We start from the raw sequence: 21,800 nt of genomic DNA on the forward strand, positions 1-21,800 counted from the left end.
GTCGTCGTTGTCAGTACAACGACGACCGGGGGCGTCGGGTATCAGCCGAACCGCACGCAGCCCAGCCGGGCGCCCGCCGCGCCGCCCACGTGGGTGTGGTGCTCGTGCAGCACGATCGAGTCGGCCTGCCGGTCGCCGAAGGTCCACGCGACGCGGGAGACCGCGAGCGCGCTGCCGCGCCGGTTGGTGGTGAAGTCGAGCCAGACCTCGTTGCGCGGGTTCGCGTAGGCCGGGTCGGTCGAGGGCTGGTTGGGGTCGGGGACGTTCTGGAAGTGCGGCCCCGAGTCCGCCGGGTTCGGTCCGCACGGGCGGACGTGCACGTGGGCGCCGTACTCGGTGTTCGGCGGCAGGCCGGTCACGGCCAGCGCGACCACCGTCCGCCCGCCCAGGTCGTAGGAGAGCACCGAGGCCCGCGCGCCGACCGGGACCCGGTCCAGCGAGTAGGTGACGGCGTCGGCGCCCGGCCGGTACTGCTCGAACACCGCCGTCCGCGCGTGTCCGCCCTCGGCCGACGCGGGCTGCCCCGCGGCCGACGCGGGCACCGCGCCCAAGGCACTCATGATCGTCGCAACAATTAGCGCTCGCACGAGTCGAGTGTTGTCACCCGGGGACAACCCGTCAACTCAGAGCGATGGACCGGCTGCACACAGTTAAACCGTCGTGTTTACGTCTCGTCCCGACTCTCGGGGATCACGATCACGGTCGGTTCCACCCGCTCGGCGGGGACCACGATCGAGTCGATGACGCCCGCCCGGCTCGCGGCCCTGCGCAGCAGCCGCTTGCGCACCAGCGCGCGGGTCGGCGGGAACAGCAGCGTCAGCGCCAGCACGTCGCTGATGAGCCCCGGGACGAACACCAGCACGCCCGCGGCGGCGATCAGCATGCCGTCGACGACCTCGCGGTCGGGCGCCCGGCGGGCGAACACCGCCTGTTGCAGCGCCCCCAGCGCCCGGGCGCCCTCGCGGCGCAGCAGCCAGCCGCCGAGCAGCGTCGCGGCGACCAGGAGCAGGATCGTCGGCAGCACGCCGACCAGGCCGCCGATCCACACCAGGACGGTGATCTCGACGGCCATCGCGAGCAGCAGCAGCACCAGGACCGGCACGGCGGGCCTCCTTCCACGTCTGTACCGGTTCAACGCGCGAACGGGCCCAAACATCCCCGCACCCACGAAACCGCAGGTCAGGGACGTTCTGGCGGCGCTGACCCCGTCAAGGGGCACGTGGCGATTTTCACGCGCGCCGTTCGGCCTATCCCGGATACGAACATTTCACACTATTGTCATGAGAACCCCGGAAGATCCCGGGGCGCCAGACGGCGACGGGACCGTGCCAGCGCAGTCCGCCCGACGCTCATAATCACGACATAGCGTCCGCACAGTGAAGTGCGTTGATGACTCGCGCCCGTCGCCAATGGGGTCCGACGGCCGCGCTCCGCACGACGAGGTGCGCTCAACCGCCCGATGCCCGGGCAGTCCAATGTCGCCGGAAGATTCCGGGGACGCCACCGGGCGCGGGGTTCCCGGTGCGCCGCCCTGGCCCCTGGTCCCCGCCTGCCCGCTCGCGTTCCCGCCATATGGGAGGGCCGCTAGCGTGACGACCCGCCAAGACCACCTGCGCGGTGGTCTCTACGACGAGCAGTACGAGCACGACGCGTGCGGTGTGGCCTTCGTGGCCGACCTCACCGGCCGCCGAGACCACGGCATCGTCGCCAAAGCTCTCGTCGCCCTGCGCAACCTGGAGCACCGCGGCGCCCGCGGCGCCGAGCCGGACACCGGCGACGGCGCGGGCATCCTGATCCAGGTGCCGGACGCGTTCTTCCGCGCGGTCGTGGACTTCGAGCTGCCCGCCGCGTACGCCGTCGGCACGGCGTTCCTGCCCGTGGACCCCGACGCCCGCGCCGCCGCCGTCTCAGCTGTTGAGACGATCGCCGCGGAGGAGGGCGCCGTCGTCCTCGGCTGGCGCGAGCTGCCGGTGCGGCGCGAGCACTGTGGAGCCACCGCCGCCTCCGTGATGCCGCACTTCGCGCAGCTGTTCATCGCCGCCGCCGACGGGGTCGACGGGATGGCGCTGGAGCGGCTGGCGTTCTGCGTGCGCAAGCGCGCCGAGCGGGCCGCCGACGTCTACTTCCCGAGCCTGTCCTCGCGGACCATCGTCTACAAGGGAATGCTCACCGAGCCGCAGGTCGCCCTGTTCTTCCCCGACCTGACCGACGAGCGGGTCACCAGCTCGATCGGCCTGGTGCACTCCCGCTTCTCGACCAACACGTTCCCGTCGTGGCCGCTGGCCCACCCCTACCGCTACGTCGCGCACAACGGCGAGATCAACACCCTGCGCGGCAACCGGAACTGGATGGACGCCCGCGAGGCGACCCTGGCCACCGACCTGATCCCCGGCGACCTGCGCCGGATCCTGCCGGTCATCACCCGGGGCGCCAGCGACTCGGCGTCCTTCGACGAGGTGCTGGAGCTGCTGCACCTCGGCGGCCGCCCGCTCCCCCACGCCGTGCTGATGATGATCCCCGAGGCGTGGGAGAACCACACCACGATGGACCCCGCGCGGCGGGCGTTCTACGAGTTCCACTCCACCCTGATGGAGGCGTGGGACGGCCCGGCGCTGGTGTCCTTCACCGACGGCACCCAGATCGGGGCGGTGCTCGACCGCAACGGCCTGCGCCCGGCCCGGTACTGGGTCACCGAGGACGGCCTGGTCGTGCTGGCCTCCGAGGTCGGCGTGCTGGACATCGACCCGACCGCGATCGTCCGCAAGGGACGGCTGGAGCCGGGCAGGATGTTCCTGGTCGACACCGCCCAGGGCCGGATCATCGACGACGAGGAGATCAAGGGCGAGCTGGCCGCCGCGCACCCCTACGGCGAGTGGGTCGAGCGGGGCCTGGTGCGGCTGGAGAGCCTGCCCGCGCGCGAGCGCGAGGTCCCGACGCACGACTCGCTGGTGCGCCGCCAGCAGGCCTTCGGCTACACCGAGGAGGAGCTGGCGCTGCTGCTGGAGCCGATGGCCCGCACCGGCGCCGAGCCGATCGGCTCGATGGGCAACGACGCCCCGCTCGCGCCGCTGTCGAGCGACCAGCGCCCGCTGTACGACTACTTCAGCCAACTGTTCGCCCAGGTCACCAACCCGCCGCTGGACGCGATCCGGGAGGAGCTGGTCACCAGCCTCGGCACCCAGCTGGGCGCCGAGCCGAACCTGCTGGCCCCGGGCGCGGACTCCTGCCGCCGGATCACCCTGCCGTTCCCGGTGCTGGACAACGACGAGCTGGCCAAGATCGTCCACGTCAACGACGACGGGGACCTGCCGGAGTTCCAGTCCGTCACCATCCACGGCCGCTACGCCGTGCGCGGCGGCGGCGACGCGCTGCGCGAGCGACTGGGCGAGATCCGCGCCGAGGTGTCGCTGGCGATCCGCGACGGCGCCCGGATCGTGGTGCTGTCCGACCGCGGCGTCGACGCCGACCTGGCGCCGATCCCGTCGCTGCTGCTGGTGGGCGCGGTCCACCAGCACCTGGTGCGGGAGAAGACGCGCTCGCAGGTGAGCCTGGTCGTGGAGACCGGCGACGCCCGCGAGGTGCACCACATCGCCCTGCTCGTCGGCTACGGCGCGTCCGCGGTCAACCCGTACCTGGCGATGGCCACGGTCGAGGAGATGGCCGAGCGCGGCCGGATCCCCGGCGTGGACGCCAGGCAGGCGACCCGCAACCTGATCAAGGCCCTCGGCAAGGGGCTGCGCAAGACCATGTCGAAGATGGGCGTGTCCACTGTGGCCTCCTACCACGGCGCGCAGATCTTCGAGGCGCTCGGCCTGGGCCCGGAGGTGATCGACGCCTGCTTCACCGGCACCACGTCGCGCCTGGGCGGCGTCGGCTTCGACGTCCTCGCCGAGGAGGTGGCGCGCAGGCACCGGGCGGCGTTCCCGGCCGACGGCGTGCGCGCCAGCCACCGCGAGCTGGCGGTGGGCGGCGACTACCAGTGGCGCCGCGAGGGCGAGCCGCACCTGTTCAACCCGCAGACGGTGTTCAAGCTGCAGCACTCCACGCGGACGGGCAAGTACGAGATCTTCAAGGAGTACACCCGGCTCGTGGACGACCAGTCGGCGTCGCTGAAGACGCTGCGCGGGCTGTTCGCGTTCAAGGAGGGCGTGCGCCCGCCGGTGCCGATCGAGGAGGTCGAGCCGGTCAGCTCGATCGTCAAGCGGTTCTCCACCGGCGCGATCTCCTACGGCTCGATCTCCCAGGAGATGCACGAGACGCTGGCGATCGCGATGAACCGGCTGGGCGCGAAGTCCAACACCGGCGAGGGCGGCGAGGACGCCGAGCGGCTCTACGACCCCGAGCGGCGCTCGGCGATCAAGCAGGTCGCCTCCGGCCGCTTCGGCGTCACCAGCGAGTACCTGGTCAACGCCGACGACATCCAGATCAAGATGGCCCAGGGCGCCAAGCCCGGCGAGGGCGGCCAGCTGCCGGGCACGAAGGTGTACCCGTGGATCGCGCGCACCCGGCACTCCACGCCCGGTGTCGGGCTGATCTCGCCGCCGCCGCACCACGACATCTACTCCATCGAGGACCTGGCGCAGCTCATCCACGACCTGAAGAACGCCAACCCGAGGGCGCGCGTCCACGTGAAGCTGGTGTCCGAGGTCGGCGTGGGCACGGTCGCGGCGGGGGTGTCCAAGGCGCACGCTGACGTCGTCCTGATCTCCGGGCATGACGGCGGCACTGGCGCGTCCCCGCTGTCGTCGATCAAGCACGCGGGCGGGCCGTGGGAGCTGGGCCTGGCCGAGACGCAGCAGACGCTGCTGGCCAACCGCCTGCGCGACCGGATCGTGGTGCAGACCGACGGCCAGCTCAAGACCGGCCGCGACGTCGTGGTGGCCGCGCTGCTCGGCGCCGAGGAGTTCGGCTTCGCGACCGCGCCGCTGGTGGTCTCCGGCTGCATCATGATGCGGGTGTGCCACCTCGACACCTGCCCGGTGGGCGTGGCCACGCAGAACCCGGTGCTGCGCGAGCGGTTCAGCGGCAAGGCCGAGCACGTGGTGAACTTCTTCGAGTTCATCGCCCAGGAGGTGCGCGAGCTGCTGGCCGCGCTGGGCTTCCGGACGCTGGCCGAGGCCGTGGGCCACGCCGAGCTGCTGGACACCCGGGCCGCCGTCGACCACTGGAAGGCCAGCGGGCTCGACCTCTCGCCGATCTTCCACGTGCCCGCGCTCGCCGAGGGCGCGGCCCGCCACCAGGTCGTCGCCCAGGACCACGGGCTGGAGCGGGCGCTGGACAACACGCTCATCCAGCTCGCCGAGGGCGCGCTGGAGTCCGGCGACAAGGTGCGGCTGGAATTGCCCGTGCGCAACGTCAACCGGACGGTGGGCACCATGCTCGGGTCCGAGGTGACCCGGCGCTGGGGCGGCGGCGGGCTGCCCGACGACACGATCGAGGTGACCTTCACCGGCACGGCGGGCCAGTCCTTCGGCGCGTTCCTGCCCGGCGGCGTGACGCTGCGGCTCATCGGCGACGCCAACGACTACGTCGGCAAGGGCCTCTCCGGCGGGCGCGTCATCGTGCGGCCGCACCCGGAGGCGCAGTTCGCCGCCGAGCAGCACGTCATCGCGGGCAACGTGATCGGCTACGGCGCCACCAGCGGCGAGATCTTCCTGCGCGGCAAGGTGGGCGAGCGGTTCTGCGTGCGCAACTCCGGCGCGCTGGCCGTCGTCGAGGGCGTGGGCGACCACGGCTGCGAGTACATGACCGGCGGGCGCGTCGTCGTGCTCGGGCCGACCGGGCGCAACTTCGCGGCGGGCATGTCCGGCGGCATCGCCTATGTGCTCGACCTCGACGCGGGCCGGGTCAACCCGGAGATGGTCGACCTCGACCCGCTCGACGCCGACGACCACGACTTCCTGCGCGAGACCGTGGTGCGCCACCAGGCCGAGACCGACTCGGCGGTGGCCCGCTCGGTGCTGGCCGACTGGGACAGCGTCGTCAGCCGCTTCACCAAGGTGATGCCCAAGGACTACAAGCGCGTGCTGGCCGCGCGCGCCGCGGCCGAGGCCGAGGGCCGCGACATCGACCAGGCGATCATGGAGGCCGCTCATGGCTGACCCCAAGGGCTTTCTGACCACCCCTCGGGAGAACGCCCCCTCCCGCCCGGTGTTCCTGCGCCTTCAGGACTGGCGCGAGGTGTACGACGAGTTCGGGAACGAGCGCGTGGCCAAGCAGGCCGGGCGCTGCATGGACTGCGGCATCCCGTTCTGCCACCAGGGCTGCCCGCTGGGCAACCTGGTGCCGGAGTGGAACACCCTGGTCTGGCGGGACGACTGGCGCGCGGCGGCCGAGCGGCTGCACGCGACCAACAACTTCCCGGAGTTCACCGGCACGCTGTGCCCCGCGCCCTGCGAGGCCGCGTGCGTGCTGGGGATCAACCAGGACCCGGTGAGCATCAAGCGGGTCGAGATCTCGATCGTGGACCGGGCGTGGGACGAGGGCTGGATCACCCCGGTCCGGCCGGTTGCCCGCACCGGCAAGACGGTCGCGGTCATCGGGTCCGGCCCCGCCGGGCTGGCCGCGGCGCAGCAGCTGACGCGGGCGGGCCACGACGTGGAGGTCCTGGAGCGCGCCGACGCCATCGGCGGGCTGCTGCGGTACGGGATCCCCGAGTTCAAGATGGAGAAGTCCCGGCTGGACCGGCGGCTGGAGCAGATGCGGGCCGAGGGGACGGTGTTCCGCACCAACGTCAACGCGGGCGTGGACGTGACGGCCGCCGAGCTGCGCTCGTCCTACGACGCGGTGGTGCTCGCGGGCGGCGCGACGGCGTGGCGCGACCTGCCCATCCCCGGGCGCGGGCTGACCGGGGTGTACCAGGCCATGGAGTACCTGCCGCTGGCGAACAAGGTGGCAGCCGGGCTGCTGGACCGCTCCCCGATCGACGCGGCGGGCAAGCACGTCGTCGTCATCGGCGGCGGCGACACCGGCGCCGACTGCGTGGGCACCGCCCATCGGCAGGGGGCGGCGTCGGTGACGCAGCTGGAGATCATGCCCAAGCCGCCGTCGTCCCGCCCGGAGTCCACCCCGTGGCCGACCTACCCGATGCTGTACCGGGTGTCGTCGGCCCACGAGGAGGGCGGCGAGCGGGTGTACTCGGTGTCCACGACGGAGTTCGTCGGGGAGGGCCACGTGCGGGCCCTGCGCCTGACCGACGTCCGCGCCGAGGGCGGCCGGTTCGTCCCGGTCCCCGGCACCGAGCGCGAGATCCCGGCCGACCTGGTCACCCTGGCGATGGGCTTCGTCGGCCCGGAGAAGTCCGCCCTGCTCGGCGACCTGGGCGTCGACCTCGACGACCGGGGCAACGTCGCCCGGGGCGCCGACTTCCAGACGTCGGTCCCCGGCGTCTTCACCGCGGGCGACATGGGCCGGGGCCAGTCCCTGATCGTCTGGGCCATCGCCGAGGGCCGCGCCGCCGCCGCGGGCGTCGACGCCTACCTCACCGGCCGCCGAGTCCTCCCCCGCCCCATCGCCCCCACGGACCGTCCGCTGGTCTAGGGGTTGTGTGACCGGACGGGCCCGCAGTCGACGATGCCTGCGGGCCCGTTCTCTATTCCGGGGCCAGGAATTGCCGCCACCTCGCGCTTAGCACGCGCCACGTGGGCGGGTCGACAGTTCGGACGCACGGGTGGTGGTCGGTCGCCCGACCGCCTGCTTCCTTGCCATCCAGTCCGCTAGGCAGGGGCCCGCCTGGTGCTGGTCCCCTGCCCAGTGGGTCCTCTAGCCCAGCGTCACCGGGAGGGTGGAGAGGCGCCAGGTGCCGGGGTCGGGGGCGCGGTGGGGGATGCCTGCGAGGGAGAGGTTCGGGTGGTGGCGTAGGAGGGCGGACAGGGCGAGTTCCGTTTGGACTCGGGCGAGGGGTGCGCCCAGGCAGTAGTGGGGGCCGTGGGCGTAGGCCAGGTGTTGGGCTGGCGGGCGGGTGATGTCGAGGGTGGCGGGGAAGGCTCGGGGGTCGTGGTTGGCGGCGGCGATGGAGGCGGTGACGGGCTCATCCGCGGGGATCGTGGTGCCGAAGAAGTCGACGGGCTCGCGGGTGTAGCGGGGTGTGGTGAGGAGTTGGGGGCTGCACCAGCGGGTCAGTTCCTCGACGGCGGTTGGCATCAGGGTGGGGGTCTCGCGGAGCAGGGCGAGTTGGTCGGGGTGGGCGAGCAGGGTCTCGACGGCGTTGGCGATGAGGTTGGTCGGGGTCTGGCCCGCGAGGACCAGGTGCCAGACCAGGGTGACCAGTTCGGTGTCGGTGAGGCGGTCGTCGTCGTTGACCTGGATGAGGTCGGAGAGCACGTCGTCGGCGGGTTCGGCCCGGCGGCGGGCGACGGCGGACTTGGCGCCCTCGATGATCGCGGGGATGGCGGCCATGAACTGCGCGCCGAAGCCCGCCGCGACGGCGGCGCCGTGGGTGCGCCAGTCGGCGCGGTCGGCTTCGGGGATGCCGATGAGCTCGCAGATCACCTCCATCGGCAGCGGGCGGGCGAAGTCGGCGACCAGGTCCGCCGGGTCGGGCAGCTCCGCTGCCAGGCGCTCGACGATCCGCTCGACGCGCCCGCGCACGGCCTCGGCCCTGCGCGCGGAGAACGCGGGCGCGACCAGCCTCCGCAGCCTGGTGTGCTCCGGCCCGTCCTTCTCGGCCATCGTGTGCAGGTACGGCTCCACCTCCGGACCCAGCGGCGGCCGCTGGAAGCTGTCGGCACGCAGCTCGAACCGGGGGTCGCCCAGCATCGCCCGGGCGCCCTCGTGCCGCGTCACCACCCACAGCGACCGCATCCCCGGGACCACCAGCCGGGCGAGCGGCCCGGCCTCCCGCGCCTCCCCGTACACCCCGAACGGGTCCCCCAGCACGCGCGGGTCGGTCGCGTCGATCTCCAGCACCGGCACCTCCAGATGATGAGAACATATGATGTGAACATCCGAATGATGCCATCATCTGGATGATGGCATCATATGATCTCAACATCTGGATGATGTGGTCATATGGTGACATCATCTGGGCTGCTATCTTGATCGGCGAAGCACGAGGCGCCAGGGAGGATCACGTGGCCAAGCAGACGAGGCTCGCCACCCGCGAGGGCAACCGGGCGAAACTGATGGCCGCCGCCCGCGCGGAGTTCGCCGAGCGCGGGTACCCGGCGACCAAGGTCGACGCCGTCGCCGCCCGCGCCGGGCTCACCCGGGGCGCGGTGTACTCGAACTTCCCCAGCAAGCGCGCCCTCTACTTCGCCGTCCTCGCCGAGGACGCCGAGGCAGCCGCCGCCGACGGCGGGCAGGCCAGGAAGAAGACCCAGAAGGACGCCCTCGGCGCCCTCGCCCGCGCGTTCGTCGCCCGCCTGCCGCTGGCCACCGCGCCCACCCACCTCGGCGCGCACCTGCTCTCCGAGGTCATGGCCGACGACCGCACCCGTCAGGCCTACACCCAGCTCATGAAGCTGTCGGCGCTGCAGATCGGCTTCGCGCTGGGCCACCTGGGCGGGACCCGCCCGCGCGTGCGCCAGGCCGAGGCCGCGCTGACGATCCTGGAGGGCGCGCGCCAGTTCGCCGCCGCCGCGCCCGGGCTGGTCGAGCCGTTCCACATCGTGCAGACCTGCGAGAACCTGCCCGACCTCGAGACCGCGTGGCGGTTCCCGGACCAGCTGCCGCCCACCAAGGTCCTCGACGACCCGTGGTCGCCCGGCGAGGCGAGGGACCTCGCGCACGACGCGCCCGCCGACCTGACGAGCACCGGCCTGGTCGCCATCCTGGGCGTGCACCGGCTCTCCGCCATCGAGGAGGCCATCCGCGAGATGCCGGACAACGAGGACATCACCCTCGTGGTGGTCTCCGCCGACCCCGGCGAGCTCGTCGGCCTGGTCCGGCTCACCGTCGCCGAGACGCGCGCTCACCTCCGCCAGGCGTTCCCGCCCGCGAGCGTGCCGCGCCTGCGCGTGGTCGTGGACCCCGACGGCGCGATCGCCGCCGCGGCGGGCGTCACCGGTGTCTCCGACACGACCGAGGTCGCGCTCCGCATCGCGGGCGGTCGGATCAAGCTCCGGTCGGAGGGCTTCGCCGCCTGCGCCGCGAGCAGCCTCCACGACACCAAGGCGCCGCGGTAGCCGGGTGCCCGCCGCCGGACGGACCTATCGTGGGTCCGCACGGAGGAGGCAGGCCATGTCCGTCGACGTACGCCCGGTGACCCTGATCCGCCGACCGCGCGCCGAGGTCGCCGCGTTCATGTTCGACCCGGCCAACGACCTGCGGTGGACCGGCGGCATCCGGTCGAGCAGGCCGGACCGGCCGGGCCCGCTCACCACCGGGATGACGGTCGAGCGCACGGCGCGTTTCCTCGGCCGCGACTTCACCTACGGCTACGTCGTCACCGCGCACGAGCCGGGCCGCATGGTGGAGCTGGACGTCGAGCGCCCGTTCCCCATGCGGATCCGGTACGAGCTGGCCGACGCCGAGGGCGGCACCGAGGTGGCCATCGACGCCAGCGGTTCGCCCGGCCGGTTCTTCGGCCTTCTCACGCCGCTGCTGCGCAAGCAGGTCCACCGCGCCATCAGCGCCGACCTCCGGCGGCTGCGCTCGTGCCTGGAGGAATCTCCGTAGAGTCGGGCGCATGCTCCTGTGGATCAACGGGCCGTTCGGCTGCGGGAAGACGCAGACGGCGCACGAGCTGCGCCGACGCCTGCCCGGCAGCGTCATCTGCGACCCGGAGATGGTCGGCTTCGGCCTGCACCGGATGATGCCCGCCCACCTGCGCGAGGACTTCCAGGACCTACCCGCGTGGCGACAGGGCGTCTACGAGGTCCTGTCGCTCACCCTGGCCAAGCACGACGTCATCGCGCCCATGACCCTGACGGAGCCCGCGTACTTCGACGAGATCGTCGGCAGGCTCCGCGACGACGGCCACGACGTGCGCCACTTCTCCCTGCTGGCGGATCGGGAGACGATCCTCAACCGCCTGCGCGAACGCGGCTTCGGCCACCTCCTCGCGTTCATGGCGGGCAAGGACGCCCCGCTACGCCGGGAGAGCTGGGCGGTGTCGAAGCTCGACCACTGCCTGGAGCGGCTGAGCGGCCCCGAGTTCGGTGAGCACGTCTGGACGGACGAGCCGTCGGTGGCCGAGGTGGCCGACCACATCGCCGCCCGAGCGGGCCTGCACCTGACCCCGAACACCGACAGCCCCCTCCGCGGCGCCGTGCGGCGGGCCTGGGTCGGGGTGAAACACATCCGCCTGATCGCTTAGCCGGGCGAACGAGCACCGACCGGTGGAGGGTGGCCGGGACGCGGAGCTGCCGGATCCGTGGTCGGCGAGTTGCCGTGGCCGCCGCTGCCGGGAGGCAGGTGGGGGTTGGCGGGAGTAGGACCGATTCGGTACGGGCGCAGCTGCACGCTGCACCGCCGGACCAGGCGGGCGGGCTCCGGCGGGAGCCGCTTCGGCCCAGGCATCGCTGTGCGCCAGCCTGCCGGGCTAGGCGACCCGGGTTCGCGGAAGTAGGGCCAGCACACGGCCGCCGCTGCGCGTCGGCTTTCCGGACCAGGTGGGCGGGAATCGCGCGGGAGGCCCGGTTCGATACGGCTGGGGGCCGCGACGGCAGCCCGGCGGCGAGCTGCGGCGGCTCGGCGGCTGCTGCAACGGCTCGGCGGCTCGGCTGCTACTGCGGCAGCTCGGCTGCGGCAGCTCGGCTGCGGCAGCTCGGCTGCGGCAGCTCGGCTGCTACTGCAGCGGCGGCTCCGCGGCTGCTGCGGCGGCTGCTCGGCGGCTGCTGCGACCGCAGCTCGACTGCTGCTGCTGCGGCCCGACTGCTGCTGCTGCTGCGGCTCGGCGGCGGCGGCTGCTCGCCGGCGGCGGCGGCTGCTCGCCGGCGGCTCGGTTGCTGCGGCGGCGGCCGGACCAGGTGGCCAGGCAGTTGCCGTCCAGCTGAATCGAGCCGGGGTGGGGAGGACTCGTCCACCTGGACCGGCAGACCGGTCAACAATGCGATTTCCGCCCGAACACGCGACACCACCCGAACGGGCCGATCCTGCGCGACCGCGCTGGCCGCGTTGAGCGGCGAGCCGCTGGTCGGCACAGCGGTCGGCAGGCACCCGCCTCCCCCGGCCGCCTAGTTCGACGGGCGGGCGATCACCGAGAACTCCGTGCCGAACGGGTCGAGCAGGACGGCGAAGCGGCCGTAGATCATGTCCTCGGTGTCGACCACTCGGCCGCCTGCCTTGATGGCCTTGGTGGCGGTGTCGTCGGTGTCGGCGACCTCGAAGGTGGTGGACCAGCGGGAGCGGTGGGCGGTCTGCGAGCCCATGATGCCGCCGATCTCGTGGCCGTCGGGGCGGCGGAGGAAGGTGAAGTCCATCGACGGGAGGTCGGGGTTGGTGTCGAGGGTGAAGTCGAAGACGGTGGCGTAGAACCGGCGGGCGGCAGCGGGGTCGGGGGTGGTGAGGTCGTTGCGCACCAGGGCGCCGGGTTCGTTGACGACCTCGCAGCCGACCATCTTCTTGCCCTGCCACAGGCTGAACGGGGCGCCGACGGCGTCGACAGCGGCGGCCATGAAGCCGAGGTCGGCCATGGCGTCGGGCTCGTTGACGATCCGGCCGCCCGCCTCCCGCACCTTCTCCGCCGTCGCGGCGCAGTCGTCGGTGGCGAGGTAGACGTTCCACCAGTGGTCCGGGCCCTCGGCGTAGCCGGAGATGCCCGCGACCTTGCGGCCGTCGAGCAGGGCGACGCTGTAGCCCGACCAGTCCTCGAAGTCCCACCCGAAGACGGCCTGGTAGAACTCCTGGCCGCGGGCCAGGTCGGGGATGCCGAGGTCCACCCAGGTCGGGGTGCCGAGGGGCTGGTTCTCGCTGACGTGGCTCATGCCCCCACGCTAACCGGGGTCACCGACACTCGCGTGGGTTCGCCGCGCGCGGGGCCGGGTAGCCGGGTGGATGGCCGATTGCGCGATCACCTTCGTCGGCACCGCCACCACGCTGCTGCGGCTCGGCGGGTTCACCGTGCTCACCGACCCGAACTTCGTGCGGCGCGGCCAGTGGGTCCATATCGGACACGGCCTGGTCAGCAGGCGCAGGACCGATCCCGCACTCACCATCGGCGAACTGCCGCCGCTGGACGGTGTCGTGCTGTCGCACCTGCACGGCGACCACTTCGACCGGGTCGCCCGCCGCGACCTGCACCGCGACCTGCCGGTGTTCACCACCGAGCACGCGGCGGGGAGGCTGCGCGGCAAGGGCTTCACCGAGGCCGTGCCGATGCGCACCTGGCAGGAGCGGGTCCTGGACAAGGACGGCGAGCGCCTGCGCGTCACCTCGCTGCCCGCCGTGCACACGCGGGGTCCGCTGGCCGGGCTGCTCCCGCCGGTCATGGGCACGCTGCTGGAGTACGAGCCGCCGGACCGCGCGCCGCTGCGCGTCTACCTCAGCGGCGACACGCTCCCCTTCCCCGGCATCGCGGGCATCGCCGAGCGCTACCCGCACATCGACGCCGCCGTGATCCACCTCGGCGGCACGAGGATCCTCGGCATGCTGCTGTCCATGGACGGCGAGCGCGGCGTCGACCTGCTGGACATGGTGCGTCCCAAGAAGGCCCTACCCGTGCACTACGACGACTACGGCCTCTTCCACTCGCCCCTGTCGGACTTCACCCACGAGGTGGAGCGCCGCAAGCCCAGCGCGACGATCGAATACCTGTACCGGGGTCAGACCAAGCCCCTCTAGATGCGCGCCAGGAAGTCCTGCAGTCGCGCGCGCAGGTCAGCGATCTCGGCCACGGTGACGTCCGTGTCGCGGAACAGCCCGCCCGGGACCTCCGCGACGCGCCCGCGCAGGGCCGCGCCCTCGTCGGTCAGCTCGACCACGACGCTGCGCTCGTCGTCGGCGCTGCGGGTGCGGCGGAGCAGGCCCGCGGCGGCCATGCGCTTCAGCAGCGGCGAGAGCGTGCCGGAGTCCAGCCGCAGCTCCTCCCCCAGCTCCTTCACCGTCCGCCCGTCGCGCTCGTAGAGGGCGAGCAGGACCAGGTACTGCGGGTAGGTGAGCCCGAGTTCGTCGAGCAGGGGGCGGTACCGGGCCGTCATCGCCCGGGACGCGGAGTACAGCGCGAAGCACAGCTGTTGCTCCAGCGTCGGCGAGACGGCCACGGCTACCTCCGGATGCTCAGGCGACCACCAGGTCGACGTCGATGTTGCCACGGGTGGCCTTGGAGTAGGGACACACCTGGTGGGCCTTGGCCACCAGGTCCTCCACAACGGACCGCTCGACGCCGGGCACCGTCACGGTCAGCCGCACGGCCAGGCCGAGGCCGTCGGCGGACTTGCCGATGTCGACGGACGCGGTGACCTGCGAGCCCTCGACGGACGCCCCCTCCTGCCGGGCGACGAGCTGCAGGGCGCCGTGGAAGCACGCCGAGTAGCCCGCGGCGAACAGCTGCTCGGGGTTGCTCGCCGCGCCGCCCGGGCCGCCGAGCCCGGTCGGCACCGCCAGGTCCTGATCGATGACGCCGTCGGACGAGCGCACGTGCCCGCCGCGACCCGCACCGGTGGCGGTCGCCTCTGCGGTGTAGAGCACCTTCATCGCTTGACTCCTTCGCGGTCGACTACCCACAAAGCTAGCCTGCAATTAAGTTGTGCACAACTCGAAGTGGCGGGGCTTACCCGGGGCGGACCCCGGGCAACTCCCCTACATGTTGATCATGTGACCGGCGAGGCCGTGGACGGCCTCCTTGACGGCCTCGCCCAGCGTCGGGTGCGCGTGGACGTTGCGGGCGACCTCGTGCACGGTGAGGTCCCACTGCTGGGCCAGGGTCAGCTGCGGCAGCAGCTCGGTGACCTCGGGCCCGATCAGGTGGCCGCCGAGCAGCTCGCCGTGCTTGGCGTCGCTGATCAGCTTGACGAAGCCCACCGGGTCGTTGAGGCCGTGCGCCTTAGCGTTGGCGGTGAAGGGGAACTTGGCCACCTTCACGTCGTAGCCGCGCTCGCGGGCCTGCGCCTCGGTGTAGCCGAAGCTGGCGATCTGCGGCTGGCAGTAGGTCGCCCTCGGGATCATGACGTAGTCCAGCTCCATGGTCTCCGCGCCCGCGATCGTCTCCGCGGCGATGACGCCCATGGCCTCGGCCGTGTGGGCGAGCATCAGCTTGGCGGTGACGTCGCCGATGGCGAAGATGTGCGGCACGGAGGTGCGGCAGAAGCCGTCGATGTCGATGGCCTTGCGCTCGGTCAGCCGGACGCCGGTCTTCTCCAGGCCGTAGCCCTCCACGCGCGGGGCGAAGCCGATCGCCTGGAGCACCTTGTCGGTCTCCAGCACCTGCTCCTGGCCGCCCTTGGAGACGGTGACGCGCACCTTCTCGCCGCTGTCGTCGATGGACTCGACGCGGGTGCCGGTGAGGACCTCGATGCCCAGCTTCTTGTACCGGCGGGCCAGCTCCTTGGACACCTCCTCGTCCTCCAGCGGCACCATCCGGTCGAGGAACTCGACGATGGTGACCTTCACGCCGTAGTTGTGCATCACGTACGCGAACTCGACGCCGATGGCGCCCGCCCCCGCGATGACGATGCTCTCCGGGAGCGTGTCGCTGAGGATCTGCTCCTCGTAGGTGACGACGCGGTCGGACAGCTTCGTGCCGGGCAGCAGCCGGGTCGTCGCGCCCGCGGCGACGATGGCGTGGCCGAAGGTGACGGTCTCGGTGCCGCTGTCGGTCTTGACCTCGATGGTGTTCGGGTCGGTGAACGTGCCCCAGCCGAAGAACTGGGTGATCTTGTTCTTCTTCATCAGGTAGTGCACGCCCTTGACCCGGCCGTCGGCGACCGTGCGGCTGCGGGCGAACGCCTTGCCGTAGTCGAAGCGCAGCGAGCCCTCGACCTGGATGCCGAGCGTCTCGGCGTCGTGGGACAGGATGTGCGCCAGCTCCGCGTTGCGCAGCAGTGCCTTGGACGGGATGCAGCCCACGTTGAGGCAGACACCGCCCCAGTAGCGCTCCTCGATGATGGCAGTGCTCAGCCCGAGCTGCGCCGCCCGGATGGCGGCCACGTAGCCGCCCGGCCCGGCGCCGAGGACCACGACGTCGAAGTGTGTGCTCATACCGCCCACACTATTGCCCGCGCCGGTGTTGTCAGGTGCGTGCCCGTCCGAGTTCGGCGAGCACCGAGGCGACTACCTGCGGTGAGGAGAGGTCGCGGCCGGGCACCCGGGCCGTGTGCACCCCGGTGGTGGCCGGGAGGTCGCCCGCGCCGACCACCACCAGCGTGCGCACGATGTGGGAGAACTCGGCGAGCACGCCCGCGGCGAACTCCGCGAGTTCGGCGTCGGCCACGATGTGGGTGCGCACCCGTCGGTCGGCGAGGGTCTCCAGCACGTCCTCGACGGCCTCGGGGCCGGTCTCCGGCCCGGGGGTGGCGCACCAGGCGATCTGGAACGAGTCGGTCAGCGGGACCCAGGCGGCGGGGATGTCGTCCGGCCTGGACCCGGCGGCATCGAGCACGACGAGAGCGGGGCCGTACTCGAGTCCGCGCCACAATGGGCGCGGTGGGAGCCTGAGGGGTAGCAAAGCCGCCTCCGGAAGGTCGGGGGTTCGGCTGAGTAGTACCCATTAGCGTGAGTTTCAAACCCGAACCGGTCATGTTCTTTCAGTCAACGGCGTGGCGGCGGGCGGTGCGCGGGCCTACTGTTTGGCGTACAGGGAGAACTCGGGGAGGGTCCGTGGCACGACCGGTCTGGGCAGGCGCCATCAACTTCGGCCTGGTGACCGTGCCCGTGGAGCTGTACAGCGCGACGGAGGACCACACCATCAGCTTCCGCCAGTTCGAGCGGGGCACCTCCGACCGGATCCGCTACAAGCGGGTCAACGAGCGCACCGGCAAGGAGGTCGCGTACTCCGACATCGTCAAGGGCGCCGACCTCGGCGGCGGCGAGTACGTGATCCTGGAGCCCGACGAGCTCGACGCCATCGCCCCGGGGCGGTCGCGGACGATCGACATCAGCGCGTTCGTCGACCTCGACGAGATCGACCCGATCTACTTCCAGAAGACGTACTGGCTCAGTCCCACGAAAGAGGAGTACGGCCGCGCCTACAGCCTGCTCCTGCAGGCGATGCGGAAGACGAACAAGGCCGGGATCGCGTCGTTCGTCATGCGTGGCAAGGAGTACCTGACGGCGCTGCGGCCGGGTGATGAGCTGCTCATCCTGACGACCCTGCTGTTCCCCGAGGACATCAGGAACCCGGCGAAGGAACTGAAGTCCATGCCGGAGCTGGTCTCCGCGCGCGGCAAGGAACTGGACATGGCGGTCTCCCTGGTCGAGTCCATGGCCGAGGACTGGACGCCGGAGAACTACCACGACACCTACACCCAGCGCGTCGAACAGCTCATCGAGGACAAGCGCCAGGGCCGCACGATCGTGGCCGAGGAGGAGCCCGCCGAGCCGACGAAGGTCGTGGACCTGTTCGAGGCCCTGAGCGCGAGCGTGGAGAGCCGCAAGAAGGGCAAGACGGCCACGCCGAAGAAGGCGGAGCTGGAAGAGGACCTGTCCGAGCTGACCAAGGCCGAGCTGGAGAAGCTGGCCAAGGACCTCGACATCAAGGGCCGCTCGAAGATGACCCGCGAGGAACTGGAGAAGGCCATCGAGAAGGCAGGCACCAGGGCGGCGTCGTAGGCGGGCAGCGAGGCCGGTGCTGTAGAGGCGGCAGCGGGGCCACGGCAGAGGGCGAGCGAGGCGCGCTGCTGGCGGGCAGTTGCGCCGAGGGCTGGCAGCGAGACAGCTTGTAGCAGGCAGCGAGACCACCGCAGACGGCCAGCGAGCCGCGCCGCTGGCGGACAGTGACGCCGAGGGCTGACAGCGAGACGAGGTTGTAGCAGGCAGCGAGGCGCGCCGCTGGCGGACAGCAACGCCAACGCCGAGGACTGGCGGCGCGGCCATGCCGTCGTCGGCGGAGAGCGAGTCGGGGATTGGCAGCGGAAGCACGCTATCGGCGCGCGGCGAAGGTGCGTCGCGGGCGGGCAGCGGGCCACGCGTTGGTGGGCGAAAGAGCGCGGCGGGGGCGAGCAGCGGGGGCGAGCGGCGCGAGCACGCCATCGGCGGGCAGCCAGACCACGCCGTCCAGCAGGCGGCGAGACCACACCACCGGCACCCGGCGAGACCCCACCACCGGTGCCCGGCGACGCCACGCCGCAGGCGGGCGGCGAGACCAACCGTTGATGGGCAGGGTGGGCGGTGGTGGTGTGGCCATGGCCGTCGGTGATGGTGCGTGGGTGGCTGCAACCGCCGGGTGCTTGTTGTGCGCAGGGCCGGTCAGGGCGGGACTGAGCAAGCGTGGGGGAATGGTCAGGGGGTGGTCAGCCACTCCCTGTCGGTCGGTGGTTCTGTGGCTGGTGCGCCTCGGCGGGGTGGGTCAGGATGCATGGCGGTCGGCCGTTCTCGGTTCCACCGGGAGGAGCCGGGGGTCCGCGGTTCCGGCTAGCCAGGCGCGTAGGGCGTCGTTGAACAATGCGGTGTCCTCGATGTTCCAGATGTGGTGCATCCCCGGCGCGAGTCGGAGGATGGATTGGGGGGCGCCTTTGGCGATGTCCGCCAAGGACCGCCGGACGGCGGCTGACTCCTTCTGGCCTGCGATCGCGAGCAGGGGGCCGGTGTAGCGGCCCAGGTCCGCTGGCACGCCGCCTGCGCACACTTCGGCGTTCATCGCGGCCGCGGTCTCGCGGCGTACGGAGAGGCCGTGGGCGACGTACTGGGCGCGGGCGTCCGCCGGGATGCCGAACGCGGCGGCCTGGCCGCGCCAGAACCACGGCATCTGGCAGAAGGCCAGGTGGACCTGGCAGATCAGGCGCAGTCCGACGCCCGCGCGGGTGAGCGGCGCGCCCGTGAGGAACGCCGAGCGCACCCGGTCCGGGTGTCGGGCCAGCAGGCGCAACGCCGTCACCGCGCCCAGCGAGAGCCCGACGAGGTCGAACGGACCCTCGACGTGGGCGGTCACGCGGGCGACGACGTCGTCGGCCGCCGCGTCCAGGCCCGGCCAGTCCTCGCCGACCCGGGCGCCGAAGCCGGGCAGGTCCGGGGTGAGGACCATCCGGTCGGTGAGCGCGGGGAGCTGCGGCTCCCACATCCAGTTGCCGACGTTGCCGCCGTGGAGCATCACGACCGGGCGACCCGCCGCCGGGTGGTGCACCTCGGGAAAGCCGGTCATGCCAGCTCCTCCTCGACGGCGTCGAGCCAGGCGAGTTCGGTGCGCAGGTGGGCGATGCCGTTGTCCAGCGTGGCGAGGCGCAGCCGGGCCGCGCGGTCGGGCGCGTCGGCCTCGGCGCGCAGCCGCTCGAAGCCCGCCAGCCGCGCGCTGGTCGTCTCCCTGCGGCCCGCGATGAGCGCGCGGAAGCCGTCGTCGTCGAGGTCGGCGCCGAAGAACACCCTGGCGAGGAACGGGTCGCGCTCGACCTGGCGTTCCGGCGCGCTTTCCAGCCACGCGGCCAGCGCCGACCGCCCGGCGGCGGTGATCCGGTGCTCCTGGCGGTCGGGCGCGCCCGCGCCCGCGACGGTCTCGACCTGCGCATAGCCGTCGGCGACGAGTTGGGCGAGGGTCCGGTAGATCTGGGCCTTGTCGGCCGACCAGAAGTGCCCCACGGTCGAATCGAAGTGCCGCTTGAGGTCGTATCCGGTCATGGGCGCGATGGCGAGCAGCCCCAGGATGATGCGGGAGAGAACCACCCCACTAGTAGACAAGTCCCCTAGGAGATTTGTCAACTAGCCGCACCGCGGGCGGTGTCCTGGGACCTGGACACCGCCCGCGGCTTCAGCGGGTATTCAGTTGTCGACTACCCCCTACAGCGGCGGGTAGGCGTTCGCCATGAGCTCCTGGAACTGGGCGGAGAACCAGTGGCCCGACAGCGGCGCGTTCGGCAGGGCGCCCGACGGGTTGTTGCCGTTGCGGGGGTTGCCCTGGTAAGTCGGGTCGCACATGCGGTCGAAGCCCTTGCCCTCGTCGTTCGGGATCTCCTCGCTGGCGCCGTCGGACTCACCCGGGGGCTTGATCCAGACGTAGGCGTCGATACCCGGCTCCGGGGCGGCCTTCGGCCGCTCGCCGAGGCCCGCGCCGGACTGGTTGCACCAGTTGCCCTTCTGGATGCGCCGGTCGATCCGCGACTCGTTGACGTAGGTGTCCGGGTTGGTGGACGTCGACTTCGCGGTCGGGCGGTTGGGGCCGCCCCAGCCGTTGCGGGAGGTGTCGATCAGCATGCCGATCGTCGACGGGAAGCCGTTCTTGATGAGTTCGGCGCGCATGCCGGTGGCGAAGCCGAGCTCACCGTTGAAGTCGTTCCAGTCGACCCACTTGGCCTGCTCCTTCACCGGGCGGCCGTTGACGATGTCGTCGACCGTCCAGTAGGGCTCCCGCAGGGCGGAGTAGTTCGCGGTGTTGGTGATGAAGCCGTGGACCATGTCCAGGCGCGCGCCCTCGCGGCCGTTGATCGAGGCGAACATCCGCGCCGAGGCGTGGAAGTTGTCGTACTCGGGGACGGGGTCGCCCCAGCCGATCCAGCCGTGGTGGCCCGCGTCGATGTAGTTGTAGACGTTCGGGATCGCGCCACCGAGGTTGGCCACCGCGTAGGCGACGCCGTTCTGGTAGTTCTCGTTCTGCTTCATCACGTCGCAGTTGGCCGTGGCCGTCGCCCTCGGCGTCACGTTGGTGACGATGTTGGGCAGCGAGTCGATCTCGATGACGGCGACGATGCGCAGCTCGGAGTACTGCGGCCGGGACAGGATGTCCGCGATCACGTCGATGTACTCGCTCTTGTAGCGCGGCAGCTCCGTCGGGCCGAGCTCGCCGTTGGAGGCCAGCGCGGCGCAGTCGCGGCCGGGCAGGTTGTAGATGACGACCTGGAAGACGAGCTCACCGGTGGGCGAGGCCGCCAGCTGGCGAACAGCCTCGTCCAGGTGGTCCTCAAGACCCATGGAGCCCGTGGTCGGCGAGTCGTTGCCGTGGATGGCGCTGATGCGGTCCATCCAGACACCGGTGGGCTGGTTGGCGATCCGCGAGCCGCCCGGCTCGGCCTGGGCGCGGGCCTTCCACTGCGGGTTGACGTACACGCTCGCGCCGACGTACGGGTTGTCCACCTTCTGCCCGGGCGGGTTGTCGCCCGTGGTGGTCGTGGTCGTCGTCGTGGTGGTGGTCGTCGTGGTCGACGTCGTCGTGGTGGGCGGGACGTTGCCGGTGCAGACGGTCCCGTTGAGCCGGAACTGCGTCGGCGCCGGGTTGGACCCGGTCCACGAGCCGTTGAAGCCGGGGGTGACCGTCGCGCCGGTGGCCAGGGACGGGCTCCATCCGGGGTTGCGCACCGTCACGCGGTTGCCGGACTGGGTGAACTCGCCGTTCCAGCCCTGCTGGATCCGCTGCCCCGCCCCGAAGTCCCACTCCAGGGTCCAGCCGCCGCTGATCGCGTCACCGAGGTTGGTGACGGTCACGTTGGCCCCGAACCCGCCGGGCCACTGGCTCGACACGGCATAGTTGACCCGGCAGCCGGGCGCGGCGTTGGCGGTGGTGGTGCCCGCCACGACAAGCGTCGCGGACAGGGCGGCCACCGAGGTCACCGCCATCGCCGTGGCCAGCTTTCGGGATCGGCCAATCTTGCGCAGACTCATGCATCGCCTCCTTGCGAGCAGATCGCCGTTTGAGAGCGCTCCCACTAGAAGTGGATCGTTCCGACATCCGCCGCAAGACTGGGTGGTTGCAGGTTGGGAGCGCTCCCAGCAATGACCGTAACGCAGGACACACCACGGTGACAAGACCGTCACAGGAGGAAACTGGGAGCGCTCTCAGTTCT

17 protein-coding genes and 1 pseudogene are annotated in these 21,800 nt (G+C 71.6%); 7 read left to right on the forward strand and 11 right to left on the reverse strand.

Annotated features, from left to right (window positions below; genetic code table 11):
- Nucleotides 1-41 precede the first annotated feature (41 nt).
- Nucleotides 42-560, reverse strand: a complete 519-nt coding sequence (locus Actkin_RS22550; protein ID WP_396122801.1) for a superoxide dismutase — start codon at nt 558-560, stop codon at nt 42-44.
- A gap of 104 nt (nt 561-664) precedes the next feature.
- Entirely contained in the window at nt 665-1,102 is a 438-nt protein-coding gene (locus Actkin_RS22555) for an FxsA family protein (RefSeq protein WP_189211397.1), read from the reverse strand.
- Between the two features lie 487 nt (nt 1,103-1,589).
- On the opposite strand from Actkin_RS22555, the gene gltB reads away from it, so the two are divergent.
- Both gltB and Actkin_RS22565 read left to right on the forward strand, forming a co-directional pair.
- On the forward strand, nt 1,590-6,101 hold the full coding sequence (gene gltB / locus Actkin_RS22560; protein WP_258904177.1) for a glutamate synthase large subunit: 4,512 nt from the start codon (nt 1,590-1,592) through the stop codon (nt 6,099-6,101).
- Nucleotides 6,094-7,539 (forward strand): glutamate synthase subunit beta, encoded by a 1,446-nt coding sequence (locus tag Actkin_RS22565; RefSeq protein WP_258904178.1) that lies wholly within the window; start codon nt 6,094-6,096, stop codon nt 7,537-7,539. The genes gltB and Actkin_RS22565 overlap by 8 nt, the downstream gene beginning before the upstream one ends.
- Nucleotides 7,540-7,761: 222 nt before the next feature.
- Here the strand turns inward: Actkin_RS22565 and Actkin_RS22570 are convergent, their stop codons facing one another.
- Entirely contained in the window at nt 7,762-8,913 is a 1,152-nt protein-coding gene (locus Actkin_RS22570; protein WP_258904179.1) for a cytochrome P450 family protein, read from the reverse strand.
- A 158-nt stretch (nt 8,914-9,071) separates the two neighbouring features.
- On the opposite strand from Actkin_RS22570, the gene Actkin_RS22575 reads away from it, so the two are divergent.
- Genes Actkin_RS22575 through Actkin_RS22585 form a run of 3 tightly spaced genes read left to right on the forward strand, consistent with a single transcriptional unit; the run spans nt 9,072 to nt 11,257 of the window.
- Nucleotides 9,072-10,124, forward strand: a complete 1,053-nt coding sequence (locus Actkin_RS22575; RefSeq protein WP_258904180.1) for a TetR/AcrR family transcriptional regulator — start codon at nt 9,072-9,074, stop codon at nt 10,122-10,124.
- Between the two features lie 55 nt (nt 10,125-10,179).
- On the forward strand, nt 10,180-10,617 hold the full coding sequence (locus tag Actkin_RS22580; RefSeq protein ID WP_189211402.1) for an SRPBCC family protein: 438 nt from the start codon (nt 10,180-10,182) through the stop codon (nt 10,615-10,617).
- 10 nt (nt 10,618-10,627) lie between these two features.
- Entirely contained in the window at nt 10,628-11,257 is a 630-nt protein-coding gene (locus Actkin_RS22585) for an AAA family ATPase (RefSeq protein WP_258904181.1), read from the forward strand.
- 859 nt (nt 11,258-12,116) lie between these two features.
- On the opposite strand, the gene Actkin_RS22590 is transcribed toward Actkin_RS22585, so the two are convergent.
- Complete coding sequence (locus Actkin_RS22590; protein WP_258904182.1) at nt 12,117-12,866, reverse strand: VOC family protein; 750 nt, start codon at nt 12,864-12,866, stop codon at nt 12,117-12,119.
- Nucleotides 12,867-12,936: 70 nt separating this feature from the next.
- On the opposite strand from Actkin_RS22590, the gene Actkin_RS22595 reads away from it, so the two are divergent.
- Entirely contained in the window at nt 12,937-13,722 is a 786-nt protein-coding gene (locus Actkin_RS22595; RefSeq protein ID WP_258904183.1) for an MBL fold metallo-hydrolase, read from the forward strand.
- Here Actkin_RS22595 and Actkin_RS22600 read toward each other — a convergent pair.
- The 4 genes from Actkin_RS22600 to Actkin_RS22615 all read right to left on the reverse strand — a co-directional run bounded on the left by Actkin_RS22600 (nt 13,719) and on the right by Actkin_RS22615 (nt 16,513).
- Nucleotides 13,719-14,078: a MarR family winged helix-turn-helix transcriptional regulator gene (locus Actkin_RS22600; protein WP_189211859.1), complete on the reverse strand. Its 360-nt coding sequence runs from the start codon at nt 14,076-14,078 to the stop codon at nt 13,719-13,721. The two genes, Actkin_RS22595 and Actkin_RS22600, sit on opposite strands and share 4 nt — an antisense overlap.
- A gap of 79 nt (nt 14,079-14,157) precedes the next feature.
- The gene (locus Actkin_RS22605) at nt 14,158-14,574 is read right to left on the reverse strand and encodes an organic hydroperoxide resistance protein (RefSeq protein WP_258904184.1); all 417 of its coding nucleotides are present in this window, start codon (nt 14,572-14,574) and stop codon (nt 14,158-14,160) included.
- Between the two features lie 105 nt (nt 14,575-14,679).
- A complete protein-coding gene (lpdA, locus tag Actkin_RS22610; RefSeq protein ID WP_258904185.1) occupies nt 14,680-16,077 on the reverse strand; it encodes a dihydrolipoyl dehydrogenase in 1,398 nt (465 codons plus the stop codon).
- A gap of 31 nt (nt 16,078-16,108) precedes the next feature.
- Nucleotides 16,109-16,513 carry a hypothetical protein gene (locus Actkin_RS22615; RefSeq protein WP_258904186.1) on the reverse strand — a complete coding sequence of 135 codons (405 nt, stop codon included), beginning with the start codon at nt 16,511-16,513 and terminating at the stop codon, nt 16,109-16,111.
- A 182-nt stretch (nt 16,514-16,695) separates the two neighbouring features.
- On the opposite strand from Actkin_RS22615, the pseudogene Actkin_RS22620 reads away from it, so the two are divergent.
- A pseudogene (locus tag Actkin_RS22620) lies at nt 16,696-17,671 on the forward strand (Ku protein).
- A 711-nt stretch (nt 17,672-18,382) separates the two neighbouring features.
- Here Actkin_RS22620 and Actkin_RS22625 read toward each other — a convergent pair.
- From Actkin_RS22625 to Actkin_RS22635, 3 genes are all read right to left on the reverse strand, one after another.
- The gene (locus Actkin_RS22625) at nt 18,383-19,174 is read right to left on the reverse strand and encodes an alpha/beta fold hydrolase (protein WP_258904188.1); all 792 of its coding nucleotides are present in this window, start codon (nt 19,172-19,174) and stop codon (nt 18,383-18,385) included.
- A complete protein-coding gene (locus Actkin_RS22630; protein ID WP_258904189.1) occupies nt 19,171-19,689 on the reverse strand; it encodes a PadR family transcriptional regulator in 519 nt (172 codons plus the stop codon). The genes Actkin_RS22625 and Actkin_RS22630 overlap by 4 nt, the downstream gene beginning before the upstream one ends.
- 114 nt (nt 19,690-19,803) lie before the next feature.
- A complete protein-coding gene (locus tag Actkin_RS22635; protein ID WP_258904190.1) occupies nt 19,804-21,618 on the reverse strand; it encodes a glycoside hydrolase family 6 protein in 1,815 nt (604 codons plus the stop codon).
- Nucleotides 21,619-21,800 lie beyond the last annotated feature (182 nt).

The sequence above is a fragment of the Actinokineospora sp. UTMC 2448 genome (genome assembly GCF_024760565.1).
GTDB lineage: Bacteria > Actinomycetota > Actinomycetes > Mycobacteriales > Pseudonocardiaceae > Actinokineospora > Actinokineospora fastidiosa.

Bases quoted from the DNA above. Each gene is read 5' to 3' on its own strand.
- Actkin_RS22550 (WP_396122801.1), bottom strand. From the start codon at position 560: ATGAGTGCCTTGGGCGCGGTGCCCGCGTCGGCCGCGGGGCAGCCCGCG.
- Actkin_RS22565 (WP_258904178.1), top strand. From the start codon at position 6,094: ATGGCTGACCCCAAGGGCTTTCTGACCACCCCTCGGGAGAACGCCCCC.
- Actkin_RS22580 (WP_189211402.1), top strand. From the start codon at position 10,180: ATGTCCGTCGACGTACGCCCGGTGACCCTGATCCGCCGACCGCGCGCC.
- Actkin_RS22585 (WP_258904181.1), top strand. From the start codon at position 10,628: ATGCTCCTGTGGATCAACGGGCCGTTCGGCTGCGGGAAGACGCAGACG.
- Actkin_RS22590 (WP_258904182.1), bottom strand. From the start codon at position 12,866: ATGAGCCACGTCAGCGAGAACCAGCCCCTCGGCACCCCGACCTGGGTG.
- Actkin_RS22595 (WP_258904183.1), top strand. From the start codon at position 12,937: ATGGCCGATTGCGCGATCACCTTCGTCGGCACCGCCACCACGCTGCTG.
- Actkin_RS22600 (WP_189211859.1), bottom strand. From the start codon at position 14,078: ATGACGGCCCGGTACCGCCCCCTGCTCGACGAACTCGGGCTCACCTAC.
- Actkin_RS22605 (WP_258904184.1), bottom strand. From the start codon at position 14,574: ATGAAGGTGCTCTACACCGCAGAGGCGACCGCCACCGGTGCGGGTCGC.
- lpdA (WP_258904185.1), bottom strand. From the start codon at position 16,077: ATGAGCACACACTTCGACGTCGTGGTCCTCGGCGCCGGGCCGGGCGGC.
- Actkin_RS22625 (WP_258904188.1), bottom strand. From the start codon at position 19,174: ATGACCGGCTTTCCCGAGGTGCACCACCCGGCGGCGGGTCGCCCGGTC.
- Actkin_RS22635 (WP_258904190.1), bottom strand. From the start codon at position 21,618: ATGAGTCTGCGCAAGATTGGCCGATCCCGAAAGCTGGCCACGGCGATG.